The sequence below is a fragment of the Streptomyces sp. NPDC055025 genome (assembly GCF_053608565.1).
This window is the reverse complement of record NZ_JBSGVS010000021.1, coordinates 33,941-55,442: the sequence shown is the minus strand read 5'-3', so window position 1 is coordinate 55,442 and position 21,502 is coordinate 33,941. Positions and strand designations below refer to the sequence as shown.

20 protein-coding genes and 1 pseudogene are annotated in these 21,502 nt (G+C 71.7%); 11 read left to right on the top strand and 10 right to left on the bottom strand.

Annotated elements, in window-relative coordinates; translation table 11 throughout:
- Window positions 1-67 precede the first annotated feature (67 nt).
- Window positions 68-760: a TetR family transcriptional regulator gene (locus ACWGDX_RS15325; protein ID WP_453625759.1), complete on the bottom strand. Its 693-nt coding sequence runs from the start codon at window positions 758-760 to the stop codon at window positions 68-70.
- A gap of 103 nt (window positions 761-863) precedes the next feature.
- Here ACWGDX_RS15325 and hmgA point away from each other — a divergent pair, with 103 nt between their 5' ends.
- The 3 genes from hmgA (at window position 864) to ACWGDX_RS15310 (ending at window position 4,371) form a co-directional block, all read left to right on the top strand.
- On the top strand, window positions 864-2,192 hold the full coding sequence (gene hmgA, locus ACWGDX_RS15320) for a homogentisate 1,2-dioxygenase (protein WP_453625757.1): 1,329 nt from the start codon (window positions 864-866) through the stop codon (window positions 2,190-2,192).
- 42 nt (window positions 2,193-2,234) lie between these two features.
- Complete coding sequence (locus ACWGDX_RS15315) at window positions 2,235-3,017, top strand: GntR family transcriptional regulator (RefSeq protein WP_453625755.1); 783 nt, start codon at window positions 2,235-2,237, stop codon at window positions 3,015-3,017.
- Between the two features lie 145 nt (window positions 3,018-3,162).
- Window positions 3,163-4,371, top strand: a complete 1,209-nt coding sequence (locus ACWGDX_RS15310) for a type ISP restriction/modification enzyme (protein ID WP_453625753.1) — start codon at window positions 3,163-3,165, stop codon at window positions 4,369-4,371.
- 245 nt (window positions 4,372-4,616) lie between these two features.
- Here ACWGDX_RS15310 and ACWGDX_RS15305 read toward each other — a convergent pair whose 3' ends face one another.
- A complete protein-coding gene (locus ACWGDX_RS15305) occupies window positions 4,617-4,880 on the bottom strand; it encodes a hypothetical protein (protein ID WP_384777790.1) in 264 nt (87 codons plus the stop codon).
- 273 nt (window positions 4,881-5,153) lie between these two features.
- Window positions 5,154-5,963, bottom strand: coding sequence for an SGNH/GDSL hydrolase family protein (locus ACWGDX_RS15300; protein ID WP_453625751.1), 810 nt, complete (start codon window positions 5,961-5,963; stop codon window positions 5,154-5,156).
- 588 nt (window positions 5,964-6,551) lie between these two features.
- On the opposite strand from ACWGDX_RS15300, the gene ACWGDX_RS15295 reads away from it, so the two are divergent.
- The 4 genes and pseudogenes from ACWGDX_RS15295 (at window position 6,552) to ACWGDX_RS15280 (ending at window position 10,772) form a co-directional block, all read left to right on the top strand.
- A complete protein-coding gene (locus ACWGDX_RS15295) occupies window positions 6,552-7,445 on the top strand; it encodes a glycosyltransferase family 2 protein (protein ID WP_453625750.1) in 894 nt (297 codons plus the stop codon).
- Window positions 7,442-8,428, top strand: a pseudogene (locus tag ACWGDX_RS15290) (glycosyltransferase); the annotation flags it as partial. The gene ACWGDX_RS15295 and the pseudogene ACWGDX_RS15290, both read left to right, overlap by 4 nt.
- A 218-nt stretch (window positions 8,429-8,646) precedes the next feature.
- Window positions 8,647-9,522: a polysaccharide deacetylase family protein gene (locus ACWGDX_RS15285; protein ID WP_453625748.1), complete on the top strand. Its 876-nt coding sequence runs from the start codon at window positions 8,647-8,649 to the stop codon at window positions 9,520-9,522.
- Between the two features lie 140 nt (window positions 9,523-9,662).
- Window positions 9,663-10,772 carry a DUF5925 domain-containing protein gene (locus ACWGDX_RS15280; protein ID WP_363079312.1) on the top strand — a complete coding sequence of 370 codons (1,110 nt, stop codon included), beginning with the start codon at window positions 9,663-9,665 and terminating at the stop codon, window positions 10,770-10,772.
- Window positions 10,773-10,876: 104 nt separating this feature from the next.
- Here the strand turns inward: ACWGDX_RS15280 and ACWGDX_RS15275 are convergent, their stop codons facing one another.
- The 5 genes from ACWGDX_RS15275 to ACWGDX_RS15255 all read right to left on the bottom strand — a co-directional run bounded on the left by ACWGDX_RS15275 (window position 10,877) and on the right by ACWGDX_RS15255 (window position 15,813).
- Window positions 10,877-11,251, bottom strand: coding sequence for a GntR family transcriptional regulator (locus ACWGDX_RS15275; RefSeq protein ID WP_383033884.1), 375 nt, complete (start codon window positions 11,249-11,251; stop codon window positions 10,877-10,879).
- A gap of 44 nt (window positions 11,252-11,295) precedes the next feature.
- Complete coding sequence (locus ACWGDX_RS15270; RefSeq protein ID WP_453625745.1) at window positions 11,296-12,519, bottom strand: methyltransferase domain-containing protein; 1,224 nt, start codon at window positions 12,517-12,519, stop codon at window positions 11,296-11,298.
- Window positions 12,520-12,682: 163 nt separating this feature from the next.
- The gene (locus ACWGDX_RS15265; protein ID WP_453625744.1) at window positions 12,683-14,185 is read right to left on the bottom strand and encodes a tripartite tricarboxylate transporter permease; all 1,503 of its coding nucleotides are present in this window, start codon (window positions 14,183-14,185) and stop codon (window positions 12,683-12,685) included.
- Between the two features lie 3 nt (window positions 14,186-14,188).
- The gene (locus tag ACWGDX_RS15260; protein WP_453625868.1) at window positions 14,189-14,671 is read right to left on the bottom strand and encodes a tripartite tricarboxylate transporter TctB family protein; all 483 of its coding nucleotides are present in this window, start codon (window positions 14,669-14,671) and stop codon (window positions 14,189-14,191) included.
- A 158-nt stretch (window positions 14,672-14,829) separates the two neighbouring features.
- Window positions 14,830-15,813, bottom strand: coding sequence for a Bug family tripartite tricarboxylate transporter substrate binding protein (locus tag ACWGDX_RS15255; RefSeq protein WP_453625742.1), 984 nt, complete (start codon window positions 15,811-15,813; stop codon window positions 14,830-14,832).
- A gap of 154 nt (window positions 15,814-15,967) precedes the next feature.
- Here ACWGDX_RS15255 and ACWGDX_RS15250 point away from each other — a divergent pair, with 154 nt between their 5' ends.
- A complete protein-coding gene (locus tag ACWGDX_RS15250) occupies window positions 15,968-16,621 on the top strand; it encodes a response regulator (protein ID WP_405987661.1) in 654 nt (217 codons plus the stop codon).
- Here ACWGDX_RS15250 and ACWGDX_RS15245 read toward each other — a convergent pair.
- Entirely contained in the window at window positions 16,603-17,454 is an 852-nt protein-coding gene (locus tag ACWGDX_RS15245; protein ID WP_453625740.1) for a putative protein N(5)-glutamine methyltransferase, read from the bottom strand. The two genes, ACWGDX_RS15250 and ACWGDX_RS15245, sit on opposite strands and share 19 nt — an antisense overlap.
- Window positions 17,455-17,757: 303 nt before the next feature.
- On the opposite strand from ACWGDX_RS15245, the gene ACWGDX_RS15240 reads away from it, so the two are divergent.
- The 3 genes from ACWGDX_RS15240 to ACWGDX_RS15230 all read left to right on the top strand — a co-directional run bounded on the left by ACWGDX_RS15240 (window position 17,758) and on the right by ACWGDX_RS15230 (window position 20,379).
- Window positions 17,758-18,576, top strand: coding sequence for a GAF domain-containing protein (locus tag ACWGDX_RS15240; RefSeq protein ID WP_453625738.1), 819 nt, complete (start codon window positions 17,758-17,760; stop codon window positions 18,574-18,576).
- Window positions 18,577-18,692: 116 nt separating this feature from the next.
- Window positions 18,693-18,974 carry a hypothetical protein gene (locus ACWGDX_RS15235; RefSeq protein ID WP_453625736.1) on the top strand — a complete coding sequence of 94 codons (282 nt, stop codon included), beginning with the start codon at window positions 18,693-18,695 and terminating at the stop codon, window positions 18,972-18,974.
- A 292-nt stretch (window positions 18,975-19,266) separates the two neighbouring features.
- Window positions 19,267-20,379 carry a lytic polysaccharide monooxygenase gene (locus ACWGDX_RS15230; protein ID WP_453625734.1) on the top strand — a complete coding sequence of 371 codons (1,113 nt, stop codon included), beginning with the start codon at window positions 19,267-19,269 and terminating at the stop codon, window positions 20,377-20,379.
- A 76-nt stretch (window positions 20,380-20,455) separates the two neighbouring features.
- Here ACWGDX_RS15230 and ACWGDX_RS15225 read toward each other — a convergent pair whose 3' ends face one another.
- Window positions 20,456-21,379 carry an esterase/lipase family protein gene (locus ACWGDX_RS15225; RefSeq protein WP_453625733.1) on the bottom strand — a complete coding sequence of 308 codons (924 nt, stop codon included), beginning with the start codon at window positions 21,377-21,379 and terminating at the stop codon, window positions 20,456-20,458.
- Window positions 21,380-21,502 lie beyond the last annotated feature (123 nt).

The window sequence follows — 21,502 nt, the reverse complement described above, 5'->3', positions numbered from 1 at the left end:
TGACGACGCCAGGACCCGTTTCCGGGGGGCGGCCACCGGTCTCATCTCCAGGGGGCGGCCACCGGTCTCAGTCGAGTGTCCTGGCCAGATACGCGCGGAGCAGTTCCCGGGTCTCGGCCACGATGGCGGGGTCACCGGCCGGGTCCGTACGGAAGGCGAGCTGGAGCAGCGCGTCGGCGGCCTCGACGGCGACCAGGACCGTACGGCGCAGCGCCTCGGTGGGCGTCCGGCCGAGATGGGCGGCGAGCAGTCCGGTGAGACGGTCCACGACCCGGAGCCCGGGATCGGACTCCGGATCGGCCGGAGCGGTGTCCGGGCCCCGGGCCGCCGCCCGTGTCCCCAGCGGGAGTTGGGCGCCGAAGTCTACGAGCGCGAAGCCGGGCACGGTGCGCCTCATCGCGAGATATTCGTCCAGTACGGCGTCGATGGCGCCCCGCCAGTCGCGCGCGTCCAGCGAGGCCAGCCGCTCGGTGATCCGCGCGGCGTAGCTGTCGAGATTGCGCCGGGCGAGGGCGTCGGCCATCGCCCGCTTGTTGCCGAAGAAGCGGTAGACGGAGCCGATGGGGACGCCCGCGCGGGCGGCGACGGCCCGGGTGGAGAGCAGCTCGTATCCCGTCTCGTCGAGGAGTTCGGCGCAGGCGTCGAGGATCCGGGCGAGCCGCTCCGTACTGCGCCGCTGGACGGGGGCCCTGCGCAGTCCGCCGGCCGGTTCCGGGTGCGGGTTCGCTCGCGCTGTCGCGTCCGTGCGGTCGTGTGACACGGACTCCATGATGCCGCGTGGCCCCGTTGACGTGCCGCTGCGACAATCCTACGGTTGTCCATAGGATTACCGGGATCGCCTGAGCAGGGAGCGGACGCGGACGATGAGCGGCATCGAGCGGGCACGGAAGACGGCCGAGGACCTGGAGCACTCCCCCGGTTTCGGCAATGAACACACCTCGGAGGCCGTGCCCGGCGCGCTGCCGCTCGGCCGCAACGCGCCCCAGCGGGCGCCGCTCGGTCTCTACGCGGAGCAGCTCAGCGGCAGCGCCTTCACCGAGCCCCGCGCGCACAACCGGCGGTCCTGGCTGTACCGCATCCGTCCGTCGGCCGCGCATCCGCCGTTCGTCCGTATCGGCAACGGCTCGGTCAGAGGCGGCCCGTTCACCGAGACCGTCCCCGATCCCAACCGGCTGCGCTGGAACCCGCTGCCGGACCCGGCCCCGGGCACGGACTTCCTGGCCGGGCTCTGGACGCTGGGCGGCAACGGCGACGCGGCCCTGCGTACGGGTATGGCGGTCCACCTGTACCACGCCAACGCCGCCATGACCGACCGGGTGTTCAGCGACGCGGACGGCGAGCTGCTGATCGTCCCCGAGCGCGGCGGGCTGCTGATCCGTACGGAACTGGGCCTGCTCGCCGCCCGTCCGGGCGAGGTGGCGCTGATCCCGCGCGGGATCCGCTTCCGGGTCGAGCTGCTGGACGAGACGGCGCGCGGCTATGTCTGCGAGAACTACGGCAGGCCGTTCGTCCTCCCCGACCTCGGTCCGATCGGCGCCAACGGCCTGGCCAACGCCCGTGACTTCCTGGCCCCCGTCGCCGCCTACGAGGACATCGAGCGGCCGGTCCAGGTCGTCAGCAAGTACTGCGGCAACCTCTGGGCCGCCACCTACGGCCACTCGCCGCTCGATGTCGTCGCCTGGCACGGCAATCATGTGCCGTACGTCTACGATCTGCGGCGCTTCAATGTGATCGGCTCCATCAGCTACGACCACCCCGATCCGTCGATCTTCACGGTGCTGACCTCGCCCTCGGACACCCCGGGGCTCGCCGGGGTCGACTTCGTGGTCTTCGCACCGCGCTGGCTGGTCGGCGAGAACACGTTCCGGCCGCCGTACTTCCACCGCAACGTGATGAGCGAGTACATGGGCCTGATCGAGGGGGCCTACGACGCGAAGACGGCGGGCGAGGGGGGTTTCGTCCCCGGCGGCGGCTCGCTGCACAACATGATGTCGGCGCACGGACCCGACCGGGAGACCTTCGACCGGGCGAGCGCCGCCGAGCTGCGGCCGCAGAAGATCGAGGACGGTCTCGCCTTCATGTTCGAGACGCGCTGGCCGGTGACGGCGACCGCGCAGGCGGCGGAAGCCACCCATCTCCAGCGGGACTACGACCGGGTGTGGCAGGGTCTTGAGCGCCACTTCCGGCCCTGACCTCCGGGCCCCGCCCCGAGATTCCCAGTTGTGGAGTAGCCGGTGACCGCCTTCGCCCCCGACTCGCTGGTCCTGAATCGCAAGCTGCCGCTCTGGTACCAGGTCTCGCAGTCGCTGCGTGCCTCGATACTGGGCCGGCGCCCGCACGATCCGCTGCGGCTGCCGACCGAGGAGCAGCTCGCCGCGCACTACGGGGTCAGCGTGCTGACGATGCGTCAGGCCCTCAAGGAGCTGGAGGAGGAGGGGCTGATCAGCAGGCACCGCAGACGCGGCACCTTCATCGAGCCGGGTGCGCGGCGCGGTGCCCCGCGCCGGCTGCTCGGCTCGATCGACGCGGTCGTGGCACAGCAGTCGGGCGAGCGGACGACGGTCCTCGGCCATGGGCCCGCGCCCGTGCCCGGTGAACTCGCCGAGTACTTCCCGGGGCTGGACGAGATCGTCGCCTATCGGCGGCTGCGCTGCGACGGCGAGAGCGGTGAGCCGGTCAACTGGGCGGAGAACGCGGTCCGTCCGGAGATCGCGGCGGGTCTCGATGTGACCGATCTGGAGCGCTGGCCGATGACCAAGGTGCTGCGCGACGCCCTCGGTGTCCGGATCAGCCGGATCACGGACACCGTGGAGGCCCGGCTCGCGGACCCGGCCACGGCGGAACTGCTCCGGGTGCCGCTGCTCAGCCCGATCCTCCACTACACGGGCGTGACCTACGACGACCGGGGCCGGGTCGTGGACGTGGCCCGTATCCGTTACCGGGGCGACCGCTTCTCGTTCTCGGTGACGGTGGAGACGGACCTGGCGGGTGAACCGCGCGCACCCGGGCACGATTAGGGTCTTTCCGGGACGGGACAAGCCGGCCCTTTTCGGGATGGGACAAGCCGGCCCTTTCCGGATCGAACCGGCGCCGGACGCCTTCGCGGGGGCGGCGGATACGATGCCGCCGAGAGCGCACAGACCGACGGGAGGGGCGGTCCGCATGACGGCGACGCGGTCCGGGGCGACGGGCGGCAGCCCGCTGCTGGGCGATCTCCTGCCATGGTCGACGGCTCCGCTGCGGCTCGGCAGAGCCTGGATCCTGGCCCCGGACCAGTCGTCCCTCACCGCCCGCTGGGACCGGCTCATGGCAGCCGGGGGCGCTGAGCGCGAGGAGCTGTTCGGGCCGAGCCGGGCCCGTACCCCGTACAGCGCGGTCGCCGCGCTGCCGGGCGGGGCCGGCGGGACGGGCCGGTTCGTACGGGAGTCGGGGCGCTGTCCGGCGCCGCGCCGGGTGCTGCACGGACCGTTCGACGAGCAGTGGCTGATCCCGGACCACCGGCTGATCGACGCGGCACGCCCCGAGCTGTGGCGGGTCGCGGACGCCCCTCAGCTCTTCGCCGTCGAGCAGGGGTATGTGCCCCAGGCCGGGGGACCCGCGCTGCTGGTGAGCGCGCTGCTCCCGGACGGGCGTCCGCCGGCGGGCCGGCCGGGGCGCGTCCGGCCGCTCTACCGCCGCCCCGGCGGCGCCGAGCCCAATGTCACCCCCGGGCTGCTCGCCCTTCTCTCCGCACGTCTCGGCCATGAGGTCACCGCCGGGGAGCTGCTGGCCTGGGCCATGGCCGCGGCCGTCCCCTCCCCCGAGGGCCCGGTGGTCCCGCTGAGCGCCGATCCGGGCGTCTGGGCCGCCGGAACCGCGCTCGGGCGGCGGATGACCACGATCCAGCTCCGTGGGGCGCACGGCGGCGAGCGGCCCCGGCTGCCCGGCGGCCGGCGGCCCTATGTGCGCGCCGCGGTCCCCGACCGGCCGGAGACGATCGCATACGATCCGCGGGACGAGGCCCTGCTGCTCGGTACGGGCCGGATCTCGCCCGTACCCGCCGGGGCATGGGACTTCACGGTGGGCGGCGTGCGGACGCTGGAGCTGTGGTTCGAGGCCCGTACCGCGCCCGCGGCCCCCGGCACCCTTGAGGCGATCCGCCCGGCCGCGTGGCCCCAGGAGTGGACCTCCGACCTGCTCGAACTGATCACGGTCCTGGCGCTCCTCGCGGAACTGCGCCCGCTCCAGGAGGAGTTGCGCGCAGGCCCGGAGATCGGCAGGGAAGAGCTGTACGCGGCGGACATCCTCCCGGTCCCGCCGGCGGCGCGGCGCCCCGCCTCGGTGCTCGACCACCACGAGGAGGGCCCGGAAGGCCAGTTCGCCCTGATCTGAGCCGCGCCGATGGGGCCGACGCGGCGGGCCGGGGCCGGTGACGGGGAGTGGACACCGGCGGGGCCGCCGCGCGACGAGCGGGAATCGGGGAGGATTCTCCGTACGGGAAAATCACCGACGCGGTGCCGCGGGCCGTGGAGTGACGGGCGAGCGGAGGCGGCACCGCGACCGGATATCATGATCGTCCGGACGCGTTCCGGAACGTCGGGGCGTGCGACGTCCGGGCACCGGCCGGGCCGTATGGGTCAGCCGCGGCTGCCGAACAGCGAGCGGCGCAGACGTCGCAGCGGCGCGAAGAGTGAGACCCGCGCGCTCTTGCTGGTATGCGTCTCGGAGGCGTCCCGCGAGGTCAGCTCGCGCATCAGCAGCGTCGCCTCGGCCGTCTCCCTCTGTGGTACGGCGGGGCCGCCGAGCACCGAGAGATGGCGGTCGAGACGCGAACTGGTCGCGCTGCTCCCGCAGGTGATCGCAGGGACTCGTGCCCTGTTGTGTACCGTTATCTGCTTCATTTCACTCCCCACCCGTACGAGGGCACCCGACCCGGGCAGGGTAACCCTATCGCCCCCTCCCGACACTCGTGTATCCCGCCTTGGCAATGAACCGCACCCGTACGGGGATTGACGACCATGGCTCGATCCATCTTATTTCAGGGCGAGTTGGACAGTTCGCCACTCCGGTCACCCCGGACCCCGAAGCCCTCCGGCCCTGGACCGGCACGAGACCGACAGCGGCTCCGGGGCCCTTCGGAAGCGGCCCTGGACCCGGCGCCGGTCTCGTACGCGTCACGCCGCGGAGGTGAAGGCCGGCAGATAGCCGCCCGACTGACCGCCGGCGGTGGGGTGGTACGACTCGCCGATGTTGAGCCAGTTCACGCTGTGCAGCCAGGCCGAACCCGAGCAGATCTCATGCCCCGTGAAGGCTCCGGCGACATCGGCGAAGGCGAAGCCGTGATCGGCGGCCCGCTTGGAGGTCACCAGATTGAGATGGTCGGCGGCGGCGTTGATCGCGGCACGCTCGTTGTCGCTCAGCCCCACCACGCAGTTCCCGTTGAGCTGGTAGAAGCGCGGATATCCGAGGACGACCACCCGGGCGGAGGGCGCCTTCGATCTGATCGCCGTGTACACCGAGTTGAGGTTTCCGGGCAGCGTGTTGTCGACGAAACTACGGGCCTGCGCGACCCGGTTGAGACAGGTGGCCTCGGACTGGAGGACACAGGTCGTCATCACATCGACGAAGCCCGCGTCATTGCCGCCGATGCTGATGCTGACAAGGTCCGTGCCCGAGGTGAGCGGGCCGAGCTGACCGGCGGTCACATCACCCGTACGGGCGCCGGAGCACGCCGTGAACGCGAACGTCGAGGGCGAGTGCGCGGCCGCCCAGAGGGCCGGATAGGCCCTCGGGGTGCGCTTGCAGCTGCCGCTGGAGCTGTCGTAGCCGCCGGCACCGACGCCGGAGGAGTACGAGTCGCCCAGCGCCACATAGTCAACGGCGGCGACCGGTTCCGCGGCCTGGGCGGAGGCCGCTCCGGTGAGAGCGAGCACCGCGCCCAGAAGGAGCGAGGACGAGAACGCCGTGATGCGGGACAGTTTCATAGGACCTCCCTGAGCAGGATCTCTGCGTCAACTTTGTTACCAGGCGGTTCAGTTGACTGGAAGTGTCCATGCCAAAAAGATTTCACCGAGGTTTCCGGACACATCACCGGATCCCCCACAGTTCGTAAGAGATCGAATGGACCTGATCAGGGAGGTTACGGATGTGACTGTCGAAGTACGGCCAAAGAAGCCAAAAAGTGAGACGACGTCTCAGGTCTTGCCATACAGTCCGATTCATCAATACCGTCGTACATCCACCCGCATCGGTCCATCGGCATGGCGGCTCAAGGGGAGGGCTCAAGCGTCGCGATGGGTCCCGGGGCGGGGCGCGGTAGGGGGGTGCCGTGCTCGGTGACCTCACCAGGAGCTGTCCGACGCGTCACGCCGTCCGCCCACGGGTCAGGCGGGACGTACCGGACAGGACCTGGTGCCGAGTCGCGTGCCGCGCGGCCAGTACCGCAGCTCACCCGCTCAGCACGGAGTTCCGTACCGTCATGTCCGGGGTGAGAACCAACCCCCCTTTCGAACCGGAAACTCAGCCGGACCGCCCGGGGGCGGGCGGTCCACCGGACGAGAGGGAACGAGATCGTGAGCGCTTTTCTGCGCCCGGCGGTGCCGGGCGAGGATCCCTTGATCGGCGAACCGGAACGCGTCACGGCACAGCACTACCGGCCTGTCTCCTCGCATCTCGCCATCGCTCCGCCCGTGAGCGTGGTGATTCCCGCGATGAACGAGGCACGGAACCTTCCGTATGTCTTCAGAACACTGCCCGACTGGATCCATGAAGTCGTCCTGGTGGACGGCGATTCGAGCGACGACACCGTCCGGGTGGCCCGTGAGCTGTGGCCGGGGGTCAAGGTCGTCGCACAGCGCGGCAAGGGCAAGGGCGATGCCCTGATCAGCGGATTCGCCGCGTGCACCGGCGACATCATCGTGATGGTCGACGCGGACGGCTCGGCCGACGGCCAGGAGATCGTCTCCTATGTCTCGGCCCTGGTCTCCGGTGCCGACTTCGCCAAGGGCTCGCGCTTCGCCAACGGCGGCGGCACGGACGACATGACGGCGATACGCAAGCTCGGCAACCGCGTCCTGTGCGCCGTCGTCAACGCCAAGTTCGGCGCCCGCTACACCGATCTCTGCTACGGCTACAACGCCTTCTGGCGGCACTGCCTGGACGACATCACGCTGGACTGCACCGGATTCGAGGTCGAGACCCTGATGAACATCCGGGTCGTCAAGGCCGGGCTGAAGGTGCAGGAGATACCGAGCCACGAGTACGACCGGATCCACGGGGTCAGCAATCTGAGAGCCGTACGGGACGGTCTCCGGGTCCTGCGGGTGATCCTCCGGGAGAGGGGCGTTCCCCGGTCCGCCCGCGCGGCGCGGGCGACCCGGGTGACCCTCGCGGCACGTGCGGCACGGGCCGTGAGCGGCGGTCCGGTCGCGATGCGCGTCACGATTCCCCGGGGAGAGGTGTCTTGAACCACCGTCACCGGCCCTTCTCCGTGGTGATCTGCGTCTACACCGAGGAGCGCTGGGAGGACATCCTCGCGGCCGTCGACTCGGTACGGACCCAGTCGCTGCCGGCCCTGGAGACCCTGCTCGTGGTCGACCACAACACCGCGCTGCTGGAGCGGCTCGGCCGGGAGTACCAGGAGCACACGGCGCGCGGGGAGGTGCGGGTGCTCGCCAACGCGGGCCCCCGCGGCCTCTCCGCGGGCCGCAACACCGGGATCGCCGCCGCCCGCGGTGAGCTGGTCGCGTTCCTCGACGACGACGCCGTGGCCGAACACGACTGGCTGCGCTTCTTCGACGAGGCGTACGAGGACCCGCGGGTGCTGGCCGTCGGCGGACGGACGGAGCCCGCCTGGGCGTCGGGGCGCAGACCCGACTGGTTCCCCGAGGAGTTCGACTGGGTCGTCGGCTGTACGTACCGGGGGCTGCCCGCCGGAAAGGTACGGGTCCGCAATGTGCTCGGCGGGAACGCCTCGTTCCGGCGGACCGCGTTCGACGCCGCCGGGGGGTTCGCGACGGGGATCGGACGCGACGGCGACAAGCGTCCGCTGGGCTGCGAGGAGACGGAGCTGTGCATCCGGCTCACCCGGGCCGTACCGGGCGCGGTGATCCTGATCGACGACCGGTCGGTCATCCATCACAAGGTCCCGGCGGGGCGCCGCCGGTTCGGCTACTTCCGTACCCGTACCTACGCCGAAGGGCTCTCCAAGGCGCTGGTCGCCCGGAGCGTGGGGGCGGAGAAGGGGCTCGAATCCGAGCGCCGCTACACCACCCGCGTACTGCCGGCCGGGGTTGCGCGCGGGCTGCGTGACGCGGCGCTGGGACGCAGGGGCGGCGCGGGCCGCGCCGGGGCGATCGTGGCGGGTGTGACATCGGCGGCGGCCGGCTATCTGGTGGGCCGCTTCCGTACCCGTGGCGGGGGGATCACCTTCTCGTCGGGCCCGGTCGAACCGGGCCCGGCGGCGCGCACCGCCGTGACGGACCGGTGGACCGCACCGGACACGCTCACTCCGGTGGGCCGGGGCGCTCCGGCGGGCACGCCGTCTCAGGGCGCGCCCCATCCGGACCCGGTCACTCCGGACCCGGTCACTCCGCCGGGCGCGGCGGACCCGGTCACTCCGGCGGGCGCCACCGGCGAGAGCGTCCGCGACCCCCGGGGAGCCGCCGTATGACGAACGCTCCGACGGGCCCGGCGGCAGAGCGTCCGCCGGGCCCGTCCGGGCCACCGGCGGCCGTACCGATCCTCATGTACCACGCCGTCGGACACCGGCCCGCCCCCGCGACCCGCACCCTGTCCGTCTCGCCCGGCGCCTTCACCGAGCAGATGGAGCTGCTCCACGCACGCGGATTCACCCCGGTCACCACCGCACGGCTGGCCGGGGCCTGGCGGACCGGTGGACCGGTGCCGCCCCGGCCCCTGCCGCCCCGGCCGGTGCTGATCACCTTCGACGACGGTTACGAGGGTGTGCACCGGCACGCCCTGCCCGTTCTCTCCTCGTACTCCTTCGCCGCCACCGTGTTCGTCTCGACCGGGTGGCTGCGCGGACCGTACGACCTGGGCGGCGCACCGGACACCATGCTCGACTGGGACCAGACCCGGGAACTGGCCGCCGCGGGAGTGGAGATCGGCGGCCACAGCCACACCCATCCCGAGCTGGACCAGCTCGACGACGAGCGGCTCGGGTCCGAGGTCCTGCGCTGCCGGGAGATCGTCGCCGACGAGCTGGGCACGGCGCCCGGCTCGTTCGCCTATCCGTACGGCTACTCCAGCCGGCGGGTACGGCGTACGGTCCGCGCGGCCGGGTTCGCCCAGTCGGTCGCGGTGGGCAACGCGCTGGCCCGGCGCGGCCAGGGCCCGTACGCCCTGGAGCGGGTGACCGTACGGCGCGCCACCGGGATCGAGGAGTTCGGACGGCTGGTCGAGGGACGGGCGGTCGCCCGTACCTTCGCCGGCGACCGGGCGCTGACCAAGGGGTACGCCCTGGTGCGCCGCGCCCGCCGGGCGGTCGCGCTGGGCCGTACGGTGACCGCCGGCCGTCCATGACAAGGCAGGATCAACTGCCCTCCGACGTCCCGGCCGTACGGCGGCCACCGGCCGGGACCGGGCCCGGCGCGTCCGGCGCGGCCCGCCGCCGGAGTCAAAACACCGTGCATCGGCCGTCCCTGTGCCGGATCATGGGCGGCATGTCTGCCAAGCCTCAGGACGCACTGCCGATCCGGCTCACCGTCGACGACAGCGACTCGCCGTCGGATGTGGTCGACGCGCTGTTCCTCGGCCGCTTCGCGACGGGCGAGCAGCCGTACTCGCACAGTTCGACGATCGACCGGGTCAGGTCGGGCGTCACCCTGCTGCCGCCCGGCGCCGCCGTGCTGCGCTCCGCGCGCGACGACGACCGCAGCGCGACCCTCGCGGAGGGCGACGGATGGACGCTGCTCGTCTCCCGCTGGAACCGCGGCGCGGATGTCACCGTGACGGCCGTCACCCGTGAACTCGCCGAGAAGATCCATCAGCAGGCGACGGACGGCGCGCAGGACGAGCCGGAGCCCCAGCCCGAGAATGTGACGATGGGCTTCTGGTACGTGTCGCCCCGGCGCGGCCCGCACCGCACCACCCGGCAGATCGCCGCCGGTACCTGGGACGAGGTCAGGCCCAACTACACCGCGCCGGTGGCCGACGCGATGGACCGGCTGATGAAGGTGACCCCGGACGACATCGCGGGCCGGCTGCTCCTGCTGCACGGCCCGCCCGGCACCGGGAAGACCTCGGCGCTGCGTACGCTGGCCCGCTCCTGGCGCGACTGGTGCCAGGTCGACTGCGTACTGGACCCGGAGCGGCTCTTCAACGACGTCGGCTATCTGATGGACATCGCGATCGGCGAGGACGACGGCTCGGCCAAGGGCCGCTGGCGGCTGCTGCTCCTGGAGGACTGCGACGAGCTGATCCGGGGCGAGGCCAAGCACACGGCGGGCCAGGCGCTGTCGCGGCTGCTGAATCTCACCGACGGTCTGCTGGGGCAGGGCAGGAACGTTCTGGTGGGGGTGACGACCAATGAGGATCTGGAGCGGCTGCATCCGGCGGTGGTCCGGCCCGGCCGCTGTCTGGCCCGGATCGAGGTCGGTTCGCTGACCCGGTCGGAGGCGCTGTCCTGGCTCAGCAGGGAGGACGGCGACTGGGAGGCGTCGGTCGGCCGGGAGGGCGCGACGCTGGCCGAGCTGTACGCGCTGCGCCGGGGCAGCGGTCCGGCCTCGGTCCCGGCCCAGCAGGCGGGCTCGGACGCGGGGCTCTACCTCTGACGCCCCGAAGGCACCGGCGCTCCGACAGCGACCGACGCCCGGACAGTCTCCGACCGGCGCCGGGCTCTGCCGCCGGTCCCGGGACGGACGGCGCCGGGGGCGGGTCAGTCCGCGTAGACGGCGCGCACCGCCTCCTCGGCGGCGGCCAGCGCGGCGGCGCGGTCGAGCCCGAGGCGCCGCGCGCGCTCCGCGTACGCCAGCGCGGCGCTCGCGCTCTCGCGCTCGGCGGCGTCACCGGCGGCGGCGACGAAGGTGCCGTTCCTGCCCCGTGTCTCGATCACCCCGTCGGACTCCAGCGCGCGATAGGCCTTGGCGACGGTGTTGGCGGCCAGCCCCAGTTCCTCGGCGAGCCCCCGTACGGTCGGGAGCCGGTATCCCACGGGCAGCGCGCCGGAGCGCGCCCGCGCCGAGATCTGGGTACGGAGCTGCTCGTACGGAGCGGTCGCGGCGGCCGGGTCGATCACGATCTTCAAGGTCACGGACCGATTCTCCCCCACCGGAAACGGGCCGTGGAGAGCGGACTTCACGGATGCCCCCCGGCGGCCCGCGCACCGGCCCGGACATCCGTGGCGGGCAGCACGACCGCCCGGTCGGCGCCGTCCGGCACATGGCCGACCGGATCGCCGTCCTCGTGCCAGTGGATGACGAAGCGTTCACCCGCGCGGTAGGCCTCCAGACCGGCCCGGCAGTAGGCGACGATGTCGTCCGGCAGGGCGGACAGGGGGTGCCAGGAGAGACCGGAGCACTTGTCCGGCTCGCGGTTGTACGGCACACGGCCGGGCCGTCCGCCTTCCGGAGTCTGCCCGGCCGGCGTATCCGCCCTCGTGTCCGCCCCCGTTTCCGCCTCCGTTTCCGCGTCTGCTTCCGCCCCGGTCTCCGTCTCCACCTCCGCCTCGAAGAACCAGCCGATCCTGGCTCCGCCACCCGGTCCGCGGTGCTGCATGACCAGCGCGACCCGCAGCTCGTCGGGGGCCAGCTCGACGCCGATCTCCTCGTACGCCTCACGGATCATGGCCGTACGGACGTCCTCGCCGTCCTCCACATGCCCCGAGGGGCCGTTCAGCAGGCCGTCCCCGTATCCCGTGCCGGAGCGGCGGGCGAGCAGCACCTCGTCCCCCCTGCGCAGGATCAGATGGACATCGACCACCTCGGTGTGGCGGCGGATCCCGGACGGCCGGGCGATCAGCGCGTACCTCTCGTCGTCGACGGGGCGGCCCCAGAGCGCGGAGTCGGCCGAGAGCCGCTCATGGTGGACGCGCTCGGTGAGCGGGGCCAGGGCGGCGATGAGCCGGGACGCCGGCAGACCCGTGCCGGACCAGACGCCCTCGACCAGCACCAGCCGACCGTCCGGTCTCAGCAGCGAGGCCCAGTGCCGCAGCGTCTGCTCGGGATCCGGCAGCGTCCACAGCACATGCCGGGCGAGCACCACATCGAAGCTCCGCGGCGCCACCGGCGGCCGGTCCGCGTCCCCGACGAGCACCTCGGCGTCCGTGCCCGCCAGCTTCTCCCGGGCCAGCGCGGCCATGCGCGGTGAGAGATCGACGGCCGTCACCCGGTGCCCCCGCTCGGCGGCGAGCAGGGCCAGACTGCCCGTACCGCACCCGAGATCCAGCACCCGGGAGGGCTCGGGCGGCAGCCAGTGCGCCATCCGGCGGGCCCAGGCCGCGCGGACGGCAGGGTCCCGCAGTCCGTGATCGGGCTCCTGGTCGAAGGAGTCGGCGCGGGAATCCCAGTCGGTCGTGGTCATACCGCGATGGTGCCAGCCGCCACTGACAACGGCGGACGGGGGCGGAACGGGCGAGGGCGGCGCGGACGGCGGAACGGGCGAGCCGGATGCCTCGCCCCCATGGGGGAAGGGCGGGACATCCGGCTCGGGTCGGGCGGATACGAGGCCCTGGCGGATACGCGGGTCAGACCGACGCGGTGGGGCGACGGCGGGCGGCGATCAGTTTCCTCACCCCCGGCCAGACCAGCAGCAGCACGATCACCGCGTACACCGTCACCGAGAAGGGTGTGTTGACCAGACCGCTCACGCTGCCGCCGCTGATCTGGAGGGCGCGCCGCAACTGCTGTTCCGCGGCCGGGCCGAGGATGACACCGATCACGGCGGGCAGCACCGGCAGCCCGTACCGCCGCATCCCGAACCCGATCAGACCGATGATCAGCAGGATCACCAGGTCCAGCGCCTCGCCGCCGACCGCGTACGCGCCGACGGCCGCGAAGAAGAGGATTCCCGCGTAGAGATACGGCCTCGGGACGCGCAGCAGCTTCGCCCAGACCGGCGCGAGCGGCAGATTGAGCGCGAGCAGCAGCACCATGCCGACGAAGAGCGAGGCGATCAGACCCCAGACCAGGTCGGGTTCGCGTTCGAAGAGCAGCGGTCCCGGCTGGATGCCGTACTGCTGGAAGGCGGCCAGCATCACGGCGGCGACGGCCGTCGTGGGCAGTCCGAGGGTCAGCATCGAGACCAGCGTCCCGGCCGCCGAGGCGGAGGCCGCGGACTCGGGTCCCGCGACGCCCTCGATGGCGCCCTTGCCGAACTCGTCCTTGTGCTTGGAGAGCCGCTTCTCGGTGACATACGAGAGGAAGGTCGGGATCTCCGCGCCGCCGGCCGGGATCGCGCCGAACGGGAAGCCGATGACCGGGCCGCGCAGCCAGGGCAGCCAGGTGCGCCGGATGTCGTTCCGGCCGAGCCAGGGGCGGCCGACCGGGATCGCCTCACCGGTGGAGCGGCGCAGATGGGCGGCGACCCAGAGGGCCTCGCCGATCGCGAAGAGACCGACCGCGACGATCACCACATCGATGCCGTCGGCGAGTTGGAGCGTGCCGAAGGTCAGCCGCTGCTGACCGGTCATCTGGTCGAGGCCGACCAGACCGAGGGTGAGACCGATGAGCAGCGAGGCGAGACCGCGGATACGGGACGAGCCGAGCACAGAGGTGACGGCGATGAACGCCAGCACCATGATCGCGAAGTAGTCGGGGGCGCCGATGTCCACGGCGAGCGACGCCACGGTCGGGGCGAGGACCACCAGCAGGATCGTGCCGATCATGCCGCCGGCGAAATGCCCGCCCGCGGCGGCAGCCAGCGCCTGGGCGCCGCGGCCCGCCTTGGCCATCGGATTGCCCTCGATCGCGGCCACGACCGCCGCGCTCTCGCCCGGGGTGTTGAGCAGGATCGAGGTGGTGGAGCCGCCGAACATCGCGCCGTAGTAGATACCGGCGAACATGATGAACGCGCCGGTCGGTTCGAGTCCGTAGGTCACCGGGAGCAGCAGGGCGACCGCCATCGCGGGCCCGATACCGGGCAGTACGCCGATCGCCGTGCCGAGCAGCACACCGATCGCGGCCCAGAGCAGATTCATCGGCGTCAGCGCCGTGCCGAAGCCGTCCAGGAGGGAGTTGAGGGAGTCCATCGGTTACAGCACCCCCATCAGCGGGCCACCGGGAAGGGGGACACCGAGCAGGTTGTCGAAGACGAAGTAGGTGACGAGCGAGAGGCCCGCGGCGATCAGCGGGTCACGGTCGTAGTGGCGGCTGCCGAGCGCGTACGCCGAGCCCCAGAAGAGCAGGGCGCCGGAGACGGGGAAGCCGAGCGGTCCGATGAGCACGGCGTTCACGAGGAAGACCCCGGCGAGGAGCAGTACGGTCCGCCAGTCGGCGGGCTCGCTCAGATCGATGTCCTCGCCGCCCTCCGCCTCGCCCCGGCCGCCGCGCAGGATGTCGAGGGTGAGCAGTACGGCGACGGCGAGCAGGCCGATGCCGACGACGACCGGGACGGTCCTGGGGCCGACCGGGCCGCGCTGGGTGATGTCGACGTCCATGGTGAGCGCGTCGGTGAGGACGAGTACGCCGAGGACGAGCAGCAGCAGGCTGACACCGAGCTCGGAGTGCTCGCGCAGCCACGTTCCGCGCGAAGGGGCCGGTGTCTGCGGGGCTTTCGATGTCCCCGGGGTGCCCGCCGCACCGGCGGTTCCGGGTGCACCGGCGGTTCCGAGTGCACCGGCGGTTCCGGGTGTACCGGCGCTTTCGGGTGTACCGGACGTACCTGTCTCGGCGTTCACAGTCCCAGCTCCTTCAGGACGGAGTCCACACGCCTGTCCTCCTCGGCGAGGAACTCGCCGAACTCGTCGCCGGGGAGATAGGCGTCGTCCCAGCCGTTCTTCTCCAGGGAGTCCCGCCACTGGGGCGATCCGTGCAGCGATTCGAAGAAGGCGAGCAGCTTGTCGCGCTCGGCGTCGGAGAGGCCGGGCGGCGCCACGATGCCGCGCCAGTTGGTGAAGTCGGTGTCGAGACCGGACTCACGGAGGGTGGGGGCGTCGAGGCCGGGGATCCGCTCGGGCCCGGTGACCGCGAGGAGCCGCAGCTCACCGGCCTTGATCTGGTCGAGGTACTCGCCGAGGCCGGAGACCCCGAAGGCGACCTTGTTGCCGAGGATCGACGCGAGGAGTTCGCCGCCGCCGTCGAACGGGACGTAGTTGACGGTCTTCGGCGCGATCCCGGCGGCCTTCGCCATCAGCATGGGGGCGAGATGGTCGGGTCCGCCGGGCGAGGAGCCGCCGCCGACGGGCACCTTGGCGGGGTCGGCCCGCCAGGCTTCGAGCAGATCACCGATGGTCCGGTACGGGGAGTCCTTGCCGACGACGACGATGTCGGACTCCTCGGTGATCCGGGCGATCGGGGTGGTGTCGGCGAGCGTCTTGGGCGTCTTGTTGGTGTGGACGGCACCGACCACACCGAGCCCCATCGACATGGCGAGCTTGCCGTTGCCGTGCTCACCGACGAGCCGGGTGAGACCGACGGTGCCGCCGGCGCCCGGCAGGTTGAACACCTCGATGTTGTGGGTGAGTTCCCCGTCCTCGGCGTTCTTCGCCATGGTGCGGGCCGTGATGTCGTAACCGCCGCCGGGGGTGTTGGGGACCATGAACCGCAGGCCGGGAATCTGCGTGCCGGTGTCCGCGCCAGTGCCCGACGAGAGCAACGGCGGCCCCACCAGCACCAGTAGCGCCGACCCGAGCAGGGCCAGAGGGGTGCGCAATTGCACGTCTGCCGCCTTTCGGAAAGCTTGTGAAGTGGGCCACATGTTGCCTGTGCGTTAACAAGCTGTCTCGCTTCCGGAATCAACGGACGTTGTGGTCATTGAGGTCGCGGCTTAGCGTGTCGGCGTGACGAAAGTGCTGGTGGTGGACGACGACTTCATGGTCGCGAAACTGCACAGCCGCTATGTGTCCGCGCTGGACGGTTTCACGGTCGTCGGAGTCGCGCACAGCGGTGCCGAGGCGCTGCGCGCGGCCGAGCGGCTGAGGCCCGATCTTGTCCTGCTCGATATCTATCTGCCCGATATGGACGGTATCGCCGTACTGCGCGCGCTACGGGCGGCCGAGGAGCGGGACAGAAGCCGTCTCAGCGTCGACGCGCTGTTCATCACGGCGGCGCGGGACGCGGGGGTGATCCGCGCGGCGCTGCGCGCGGGTGCGCTCCACTATCTGATCAAGCCCTTCAACCAGGGCGCGCTCCAGGAGCAGTTGCGCCACATCGCCTCGCTGCGCACCCGTCTGGCGGGCCTGGGCGAGGCCCGCCAGGAGGACGTCGACCATATCTTCGGCACCCGCCCGCCCGGCAGCCGCTCCCTGCCCAAGGGCCTGGCGGCCCACACGGCCGACCTGGTGGAAGGCATCCTGCGCGAACACAAGGACGGCCTCTCGGCGACGGAGTGCGCGGACGCGGGGGCGCTGTCCCGGGTGAGCGCCCGGCGCTATCTGGAGTACTTCGCGGAGACGGGCCGGGCGGAGATCTCCCTCCGCTACGGCGGCACGGGCCGCCCGGAGCGCCGCTACCGCTGGACGGGCTGAGCCGTTCCCGTACCGGCCGCCGGTCTGGTGCCGGTGACCACCGTGGCGTACAGCTCCTCCGAGCGGGCCACGCGGGGGATCAGTCCGCTCTCCGCGAAGACCGCCACCGCCAGGGGGGCCTGGCGTTCGCTCGTCTCGACCAGCAGGGAGCCGCCCGGGGCCAGCCAGCCGGGCGCCGCCGCCGTCACCCGGCGCAGGACGTCGAGGCCGTCCGCGCCCCCGTCGAGGGCGACCCGCGCCTCATGTATCCGGGCCTCCGGGGGCAGCAGTCCGACCTCCTCGGTCGGTACGTACGGCACATTGGCGAGCAGTACGTCCACCCGGCCCCGCAGCGCGCCCGGCAGCGGGGCGTAGAGATCGCCCTCGTACACCCGGCCGCCGACGGCGGTGACATTGCGCCGGGCGCACCGCACCGCGGCGGGGTCGATGTCGGTGGCGTACAGCTCGGCCCGCTCCAGGGCCGCGACCAGCGCCGCGCCCAGGGCGCCGGAGCCGCAGCACAGATCGACCACGACGGCGCGCGGCGGGGCGAGGGCGGCGGCTTCCAGGACAAGGAACTCGGTACGGCGGCGCGGCACGAACACCCCGGGGTCCACGGCGATCCGCAGACCGCTGAACTCCGCCCAGCCGAGCACATGCTCAAGGGGCAGACCGGCGACCCGGCGGTCCACCATCGCGGTGAGTTCGGCCGTGGTTCCCGCGGTGGAGACGAGCAGACGCGCCTCGTCCTCGGCGAAGACACACCCCGCGGCCCGGAGCCTGCCGACGACGGTGGCGACGACGTCGGACGGAGCGGAAGAGGAAGAGGAAGAGGAAGAAGGGGAAGCTGACATGGGGAGCCTTTCGGAATGCCGATGGGCACTCCTGGCGGTCACCTATGTCCGATGGACCGCACGGCCGTGGGAGGGGAGCACCCGACCTGATACAGCGGTGATGGGTCTCGCCTCCTTCGGCAGGTCCGTTGACTGACGACAACGGCCCACCCTACCCGAGTCCGTACCGGCCCGGCCTGGCCCGACCGGGCGGCCGGCGACAAGCGGCGGGGCGCGAGCGGGCGGGGCGCGAGCGAGCGGCTTCCCCTGAGCGGCCCTGGCTAGGATCAGGGAGAGAAGTGGCGGAAGCGGGGGGAGCCACGCGTGAACGCGGGAATGTGGGACACGTTAAAACGGATCGGGCTGTTCCTGCTGTCCGGCGCACTGGCGGGCGGGGTGTTCGTCCTGTCGATAGTCGCCGATGACGCGAGCGGCGCCGCCAAATGGCGGTGGACCGCCGTGGGCACGCTCGTGGCCTTCTCCGTCGTGGCGGTGGCGGCGTACGAGAACCGTCGCGCCGAGATGGCCCGGCAGAAGACACACCGGCTGGCAGTGAAGGCCACCACGGATCTGGCCCTCGCCTACAACCTCGTCCTGGTCCCGACCACCGAGCGGCTCCGCGATCTGGTGGCCTCGTACGCGGCGGGCCACCCCATACCCGCCGGAGCCGGCCCCTCTCCGGCGGAGGACCAGTACCGCACGATGATCCTCCGGTCGGTACTGGAAAGCGCCGTGGTCCTCACGGCGGATCCCACCGCGTCCGGTCTGCCGAGGGCCCGCAGCGCCTACTACGAGAGGGACCCCACGACGGGCGACTTCAATCTGAAGGACCGGGACGGCAGGATGCCGCCTCCGCGCGTCAAGATCCCGGCCGTCGACATGGGCGGTGCCCATATGAATCTGCTTCTGACCAGCGGCACTTCGTTCCGGGCCGACGGTACGCCCGGGAAGGTGAGCCATCTCAACCCCGGCGGCGTCGAGTACAAGGCCGTCATCGCCGTGCCGGTCCGTGCCAACGGCCGGATGTTCGGTGTGCTGACCGTGGACGCCCCCGAGTACGAGGACTTCGTCCCCGCGCATGTCGACCTGATGACCACGCTGGGCAATGTACTCGCGGCCTCGCTCGCCCTGGGCGGGCCGTGATGAGCGCGCCTCCGCCCCCTCGACCGCGGCGCGTCCGCTGGCCCCTGCTCCGGCGCCGGCGCCGGCCGGAACCGGACCCCGAGCCCCGCTACGACCCGCGGCGGATCGAATCCTTCATGGCCGCCCAGGAGCTGCGGGCCCGTCTGCGGGACGAGGCCTCGCGGATCCTGGACGACCGGCTCGATCTCGCCAGGGAGGCCGCGCCCTGGAACGTGGCGACGTTCGGCACACTGACCGTGGCCTCCGTCGCCACCGCGGCCGTCCTGGCGCTGACCGGACTCACCTGGTGGATCGCCGCGCCTCTGGCCCTGGCCGCCGTGTGTCTCCGGTTCGTCGTGACCGCCGTGCGCGAACTGCGGGGCACGAGGCCCCGACGCGTATACCGCCCGGAGGAGTGACGGAGTCCGGCCGCGCCCCGGACCGTAACTCCGGCCGGGCCCCGGACCGTAACTCGGGCCGCGCACCGCGGGGGCCGGTCGCGCACCGCGGTGTGCCGGGAGCCGGTGGTCTTCCTGAGCCCACTCTTAGTCTCACCTTAAGTGCGGCATAAGGATCACCCTCACCTCGTCCGAGCAGCCGATTCCGGGGTGCTCAGGGGCTAGCTTGCTGATCGCCGGGGCGGCGTTCGACGGGGAGGTCGTCTGTCGCTCCGGCGCGTTCCCCAGCGCCGTTCCCAAGGAGAACCCGCATATGACCGCTCGCCGTACGGCCGCCGGAATCGTCGTCCTCGGTCTCGTCCCGCTCGCGCTGACCGGGCTCACCGCCGCTCCGGCCGTCGCTCATGGGTCGCTGACGGATCCGGTCAGCCGGGTCGCCGCCTGTTATGCCGAGGGGCCCGAGAGCCCGCGGTCGGCGGCGTGCCGGGCGGCGGTCGCGGCCAGTGGCACGCAGGCGTTCTACGACTGGAACGAGGTCAATATCGCGAACGCCGCCGGGAACCACCAGCGGCTGATCCCGGACGGAAAGCTGTGCAGCGCGGGCCGGGACAAGTACAAGGGGCTCGATCTGGCGCGCGGCGACTGGCCGTCCTCCGCGATGACGGCGGGCAACAGGACCTTCCGCTACAAGGCCACCGCGCCCCACAAGGGCTCCTTCGAGCTGTATCTCACCAAGGACGGCTACGACCCGGCCAAGCCGCTGAAGTGGTCGGATCTGGAGGCGAAGCCCTTCCTCAAGGTCACCGACCCGAAGCTGGAGAACGGCGAGTACGTCTTCAACGGGATCGTTCCCAACAAGTCCGGCCGCCATCTCATCTACTCGATCTGGCAGCGTTCGGACAGCCCCGAGGCCTTCTACACCTGCTCCGACGTGGTCTTCGGCAAGGACAACGGCGGTGCGGGCGGCGGGACTCCGGCAGCGCCCGCGCCGACGGCCTCCGCGCCCACCGACGAGGAGATCGCGGACGGCGCGGACAAGTCCACCGTCGAACACAACGGTCACGGTGACAACGGCACACACACCGACACCGACACCGCCAACACCGACACCGCCAACACTGACACCGACACCGCCGCCGCCGCCGACACCAGCACCACCGACGCCGAGGCCGACGGCAGCGACAGCGGCACCGCCGACGACAACGATGCCGAGGGCTACGGCGACACCAACTCCCCCGAGACGAAGGCCGTCGGCGCCGCCGCCGAGCAGCCCGCCGCCGGACAGCAGAACCTCGCCGAGACCGGCGGCTCCGGCGCCACCCCGTATCTCGCCATCGGTGGCACGGCGGTCCTCGCCATCGGCGCCTCCCTGCTGTTCGCCACGGCCAGGCGCAGGGCCGTACCGTCCGCACGGCACGGCCGCTGACATTTCCGCCGGCCGGCATCCCCGCCCGTCGGCGTCCTCCGCCGCCGGCATCCTCCCCGCCGGCGTCCCCGACGCGTCAGCCGATCACCGAGGCACAGGTGGTCGGCGTCGCTCGTGCCGGGTCAAGGGCGTTGGCCACCTCGTGGAAGGCGATCCTGTCGATCAGCCCGATCGCCACATGCTCGGAGAAGTCCACCGGGCACAGGTCCTGGAGCAGCACATTGCGCACATCGGGGCCGCTCAGGAACTGTGACCGGTAGGGGGTGACCACCTCGTCGTACCGGGTGGCGATCACGGTGTAGCGCACCCCGGGCACGGTGTCGCCGCCCGCGTTGAGCTTGGTGAGGAAGGCGGATCCGGCCACCTGGTCGGCGAGCGCGGGGGTCTTCTCGTTCAGCAGATGCTCCACACCGGGGAAGTACCGGAGCAGCCCGGTCAGTCCGAGCAGGGTGGTGCCGTGGTTGTCGGGGGCGATACCGACCAGGGCGTTCACCTTCGCCGCCCCGCCGAGGAACTTCAGATAGTGGCGCGGCATCATGCCGCCCTGGGAGTGGCCGACGATATCGGCCTTCGCGGCGCCGGTGGCCGCGAGCACCTTGTCGACATAGGCGGCGAGCTGTCCGGCCGAGGCGTCGATGGGGCCGAGGCCGTAGAACAGCGGTACGCCGGGGAGTTGACCGTAGTCGAGGGAGAAGACGCAGTAGCCCCGGTTCACCAGGTACGGGGCGAGGCCGAGCCAGTTGTCGATGGCGTTCGCGAAGGTGCCGTGGACGAGGACGACCGGGCGGGGATGGGCCCCGGAGGGCTTGCAGGAGTAGTCGTTCCAGCCGCTGCTCGACGCGGAGACAGCGGTGGAGGCCGAGGTGACAGCGGTGGAAGTCGCGGCGGTGGGGGTCGAGGGCGCGGCGGTGGGGGGCGCGGCGACGGCGGGGGTGGCCAGGAACGTGGCGGCCAGCAACAGCGCGGTCAGTGGCCCGAGCGCGCGTTTCCAGGGCAGCATCGTGCGATCTCCTTGCGGCTCAAGGGAAATGGCGATGTCTGTCAGCCCTGTGGCCCGGACCACAAAGATGGTGGGACTGAGCCAAGTTACGCACGGGTAAGGCGGGGAAGGGAAGTTACGCGT

Coding starts and splice junctions, on each gene's coding strand:
- hmgA (WP_453625757.1), top strand. CDS start 864: ATGAGCGGCATCGAGCGGGCACGGAAGACGGCCGAGGACCTGGAGCAC.
- ACWGDX_RS15310 (WP_453625753.1), top strand. CDS start 3,163: ATGACGGCGACGCGGTCCGGGGCGACGGGCGGCAGCCCGCTGCTGGGC.
- ACWGDX_RS15305 (WP_384777790.1), bottom strand. CDS start 4,880: ATGAAGCAGATAACGGTACACAACAGGGCACGAGTCCCTGCGATCACC.
- ACWGDX_RS15300 (WP_453625751.1), bottom strand. CDS start 5,963: ATGAAACTGTCCCGCATCACGGCGTTCTCGTCCTCGCTCCTTCTGGGC.
- ACWGDX_RS15285 (WP_453625748.1), top strand. CDS start 8,647: ATGACGAACGCTCCGACGGGCCCGGCGGCAGAGCGTCCGCCGGGCCCG.
- ACWGDX_RS15280 (WP_363079312.1), top strand. CDS start 9,663: ATGTCTGCCAAGCCTCAGGACGCACTGCCGATCCGGCTCACCGTCGAC.
- ACWGDX_RS15270 (WP_453625745.1), bottom strand. CDS start 12,519: ATGACCACGACCGACTGGGATTCCCGCGCCGACTCCTTCGACCAGGAG.
- ACWGDX_RS15265 (WP_453625744.1), bottom strand. CDS start 14,185: ATGGACTCCCTCAACTCCCTCCTGGACGGCTTCGGCACGGCGCTGACG.
- ACWGDX_RS15250 (WP_405987661.1), top strand. CDS start 15,968: ATGGTCGCGAAACTGCACAGCCGCTATGTGTCCGCGCTGGACGGTTTC.
- ACWGDX_RS15245 (WP_453625740.1), bottom strand. CDS start 17,454: ATGTCAGCTTCCCCTTCTTCCTCTTCCTCTTCCTCTTCCGCTCCGTCC.
- ACWGDX_RS15235 (WP_453625736.1), top strand. CDS start 18,693: ATGGCCGCCCAGGAGCTGCGGGCCCGTCTGCGGGACGAGGCCTCGCGG.
- ACWGDX_RS15230 (WP_453625734.1), top strand. CDS start 19,267: ATGACCGCTCGCCGTACGGCCGCCGGAATCGTCGTCCTCGGTCTCGTC.
- ACWGDX_RS15225 (WP_453625733.1), bottom strand. CDS start 21,379: ATGCTGCCCTGGAAACGCGCGCTCGGGCCACTGACCGCGCTGTTGCTG.